General features: G+C 71.4%; 3 protein-coding genes. 1 reads left to right on the top strand and 2 read right to left on the bottom strand.

Going from position 1 to position 3,383, the window contains the following annotated elements; all coding sequences use genetic code 11:
* The coding region (locus PLP61_RS02235) for a hypothetical protein (protein WP_324499947.1) at positions 1–416 on the top strand (416 nt) is incomplete at its 5' end.
* Here PLP61_RS02235 and gntH read toward each other — a convergent pair.
* Positions 406–1,542 (bottom strand): guanitoxin biosynthesis MBL fold metallo-hydrolase GntH, encoded by a 1,137-nt coding sequence (gntH, locus tag PLP61_RS02230; protein ID WP_324499945.1) that lies wholly within the window; start codon positions 1,540–1,542, stop codon positions 406–408. The genes PLP61_RS02235 and gntH overlap by 11 nt on opposite strands.
* Positions 1,539–3,248 carry a SulP family inorganic anion transporter gene (locus tag PLP61_RS02225; RefSeq protein WP_324499943.1) on the bottom strand — a complete coding sequence of 570 codons (1,710 nt, stop codon included), beginning with the start codon at positions 3,246–3,248 and terminating at the stop codon, positions 1,539–1,541. The genes gntH and PLP61_RS02225 overlap by 4 nt, the downstream gene beginning before the upstream one ends.
* Positions 3,249–3,383 lie beyond the last annotated feature (135 nt).

The following is a 3,383-nucleotide window of genomic DNA, read 5'->3' as shown; positions in this document are numbered from 1 at the left end:
CCACGGCTCACGAGGTCACCGTGCACTTCGTGCACGTGGCCCGGGGTATGCGGTACGACGGCCGCACGCTGGTCCTGGTGGACCTGTCGCCCTCCACGATCTGGCTGTCGCCCGCGCGCGAGCCCGGGGTCGGTTATCTCCCGACGGGTGACTTCCTGGACCTGTGGAGAGCGCCCGGCCCCGCAACGGCGAGCACCAGGCGACGGGTCCGGGCGACCTTGGCGCTGCTCGACGCCGACGCGCGGGTCCTGGGCGACGTCGCGCTGCTGCTCGGCGAGCCCCGCGTGACCGTGGCCGGGCTCGCCTACGACGCCCAGGTCGTGGAAGGTCTCCCACCGGCGAGCTCCGGGGCCTGCGTGCTCTTCCTCGAGTGGATCAGTGGGCCAACGGGTGCCAGCGGCAGGATCAGTCGGTGAGCAGGGCGTCGGCCCACCAGGCGGGTGGGTCGTGGGGCGCCGACATCGGAGGGCCGGAGACCTGCGTGGGGCCGAGGACCGGCCAGGGCACAGCGTCGACGACCGCCTGGCGGACGACCAGCCCGTCCGCCGTGATGTTGAACACCGTCAGGTCCTGGGCGATCGTCACCGGACCGTCATAGGTGGTCCGCATGTCTCGCCAGGCACCTGCGACGGTGTCGTGGTCGACGGCGAGGTGCCACATCACCGACATCCGCGCGCCGACGCGGGCGAAGACCCGGCCCGCCATCGCGGGGCTGGTGTGGACGCCGTTGACGATCTGCTCGGCGAACGCCGGTGGGACCCCGGCCTTCTCCGCATAGACGTCGGGCGAGGGGAAGGTCTCGTGGATGAGCAGGTCCGCGCCGGCACCGGCGTCCACCAGCGTGCGGCACGGTCGCGTGTCGCCGGAGAAGACCACACTGAGGCCGGCGTAGTCGAGCCGGTAGCCGACCGCACCGTTCTGGATGTGGATCACGGGGAAGGAGGTGATGGTGACGCCGTTGCGTTCGTAGGCGACCGCCTGGGCGTCGTAGGGGACCTCGGTCACGCTGGCCCGGGCACCGGACTGCCCGGGGTGGCCGCTCAGGGACTCCATGTCCCAGGCGTGCGCGGCCTGGAGCTGGTCGAGGTAGGCGCGGGTCCCGAGTGCATCGTTGTCCGACGCGGGGCCCCAGACCTCGACCGGGTCCCGGCGACCGGCCTTGGCCAGGCTGAAGATCAAGGTCGGCAGATCGCCGACGTGATCGGCGTGCAGATGCGTCAGGAACACCTTGGTGGTGGCCGTCACGGGCAGGCGCAGCCCGTCGAAGTTCTTCAGCGCCCCTGACCCGAGGTCGAAGAAGAACAGGTCACGCTCCGGGTTGCCCACCTCGATGAGGATCGAGGCGGAGGCCTGGGAGGGTCGCACGAACGGATCGCCGCTGCCCAGGATCGTGACGCGGATCTCTCCCTCGGCGAGTTCCTCCGCCTCCGGGACGAAACGGTCGGGGTAGGGCGGGCTCGGCGTCCCCACGACGGGCGTCGTCGTCAGCGGCTCCGTGCTCCCCTCACAGGCGAGCGGGGTCTTCTCGTTGATCTCAGTCATGTCTGCAACCTTCCTGTGCTGGTACCTTGCGGCCCCTCGACGGCAGCGGCCACCGACGGGTAGCAGTCGACGAGTTCGCGAAGCTCCGCGATGCCAAGCCTCTGCACGTACTCGCGTACGCCGGCATGGGCGCCGGCGAACCGTACGGTCAACCCCGCGGAGCGGACGTCCGTGACGGCCGCGGCGAGCGCGGTCGCGGCCGTCACGTCGATCTCGGAGACCGGCTCGAGGTCGAGGACGACCAGGTCGGGTCTCGGCTCGGCGTCGAGGCTGCGCCTGCGCATCTCGTCGATCACCGGGTCGATGCTGGCGAAGACGAGGGGGCCGTCGGTACGCAGGATCACCACTCCAGGGACGGGTTCGGTGCCGGGATTGGCGTCGATGGCCACGAACCCGCGGACCGGGTGGCGGCCCAGCACCGCGACGTGCGGGGTGCTGAGCCGCTCGAGCAGCAGCACCAGGCTCAGCAGCACGCCGATGAGCACACCGGCCATCACCTCGATCAGGACGACGCCGAGGCATGCCGAGAGGGCCAGCCAGAAGTCGGGCACCTGGACCTGGCGCAGCCGCCAGATCTTGCGTGGCCGGATCATGCCGACCACCGCCTCGATCACGATCGCGCCGAGCACCGGTTCGGGCAGGTTGGCGAACACCCCGGTCAGGAACAGGACCGTCAGCACGACCAGACCGGCCGTCACGACGAAGCTCAGCGGCGTGCGCGCGCCGCTCCCCTCCGCGGCTGCTGACTTCGAGAGGCTCCCCGCGGGGGGGAACCCCTGCAACGCCCCGGCCCCCACGGACGCCGCACCGTAGGCGAGCAGCTCCCGGTCGGCGTCCAGGACGGTGCGGTCCTTGGCGGCGTAGGCCTTCGCGACCGCCAGCCCCTCGGCGAACCCGACCACGACGATGCCCAGGGCACCGGGCAGCAGGTCCAGGACCATGTCGAGGCTCACCCCGCTCCAGGGGGCGAAGGCGAATCCCGACGGGATCTCGCCCACGACCTCGACACCCTTGGCCTCCAGCGAGAGGGCCGGCACCAGGAGCACCGTCACCACCACCACCGCCAGTGCGGCGGGAACCCTGGGCGCCAGGCGGTGCAGCAGCATCAGCGCGGCGAGCGAGCCGACCCCGACCACCAGGGTGGCCGTGTTCCACGACCCCGCGTCCGAGAGCAGGCCGGCGAGCTGCTGGAGGGTGTTGCCCTCGTGCTTCTCCGTGCCGACGAGCTTGGGGAGCTGTCCCACAGCCACGTAGAAGCCGAGCCCGATGATGAACCCGTCCAGGACCGGCTCGGCGAACAACCGCGAGATGAAGCCCATCCGGAGGGCAGCGAGGACGAGGAACACCGCGCCGGTGAGCAGCGAGAGCATGGCGGTGAGCACGACGTACTGGTCGCTCGCTACGGCCGCGAGTGGCGCCACCGCCGTGGCGGTGAGCGCCGCGATCGTGGAGCTCGGGCCGACGAACAGCCGGGGCGAGCTGCCCAGCCATGCGTACGCCAGCACAGCCAACGGCACCGAGTACAGGCCGAACTGCGGGGGGACGCCGGCGATCGACGCGTACGCCATCGCCTCAGGCACCACGAGCGCCCACAGGGTCAGCCCGGCGACGGCGTCGCGGGTGAGCCAGGCCCGCTGGTAGGTCCGGAGCCAGGGCGGCGGCGCCAGCGACCTCGGCGACCGAGGTCCGAGTCCTGCGGTGCCCACCCGGCCCACCTCTTCCGTTTCCGCCGTTATTCTCGCCATCGCGCGCGGATGCCGTCCTCATCCCCCGGGGATGAGGACCGGCCGGGGGTGGCGTGGAGACTAGGAGGGTGGGGAGGGACGATGGGCGACATGGTG

Origin of the sequence: Nocardioides sp. (genome assembly GCF_035429765.1) — a bacterium.
Classification (GTDB): domain Bacteria; phylum Actinomycetota; class Actinomycetes; order Propionibacteriales; family Nocardioidaceae; genus Nocardioides.
This window is presented reverse-complemented; position numbering and strand designations above follow the sequence as displayed.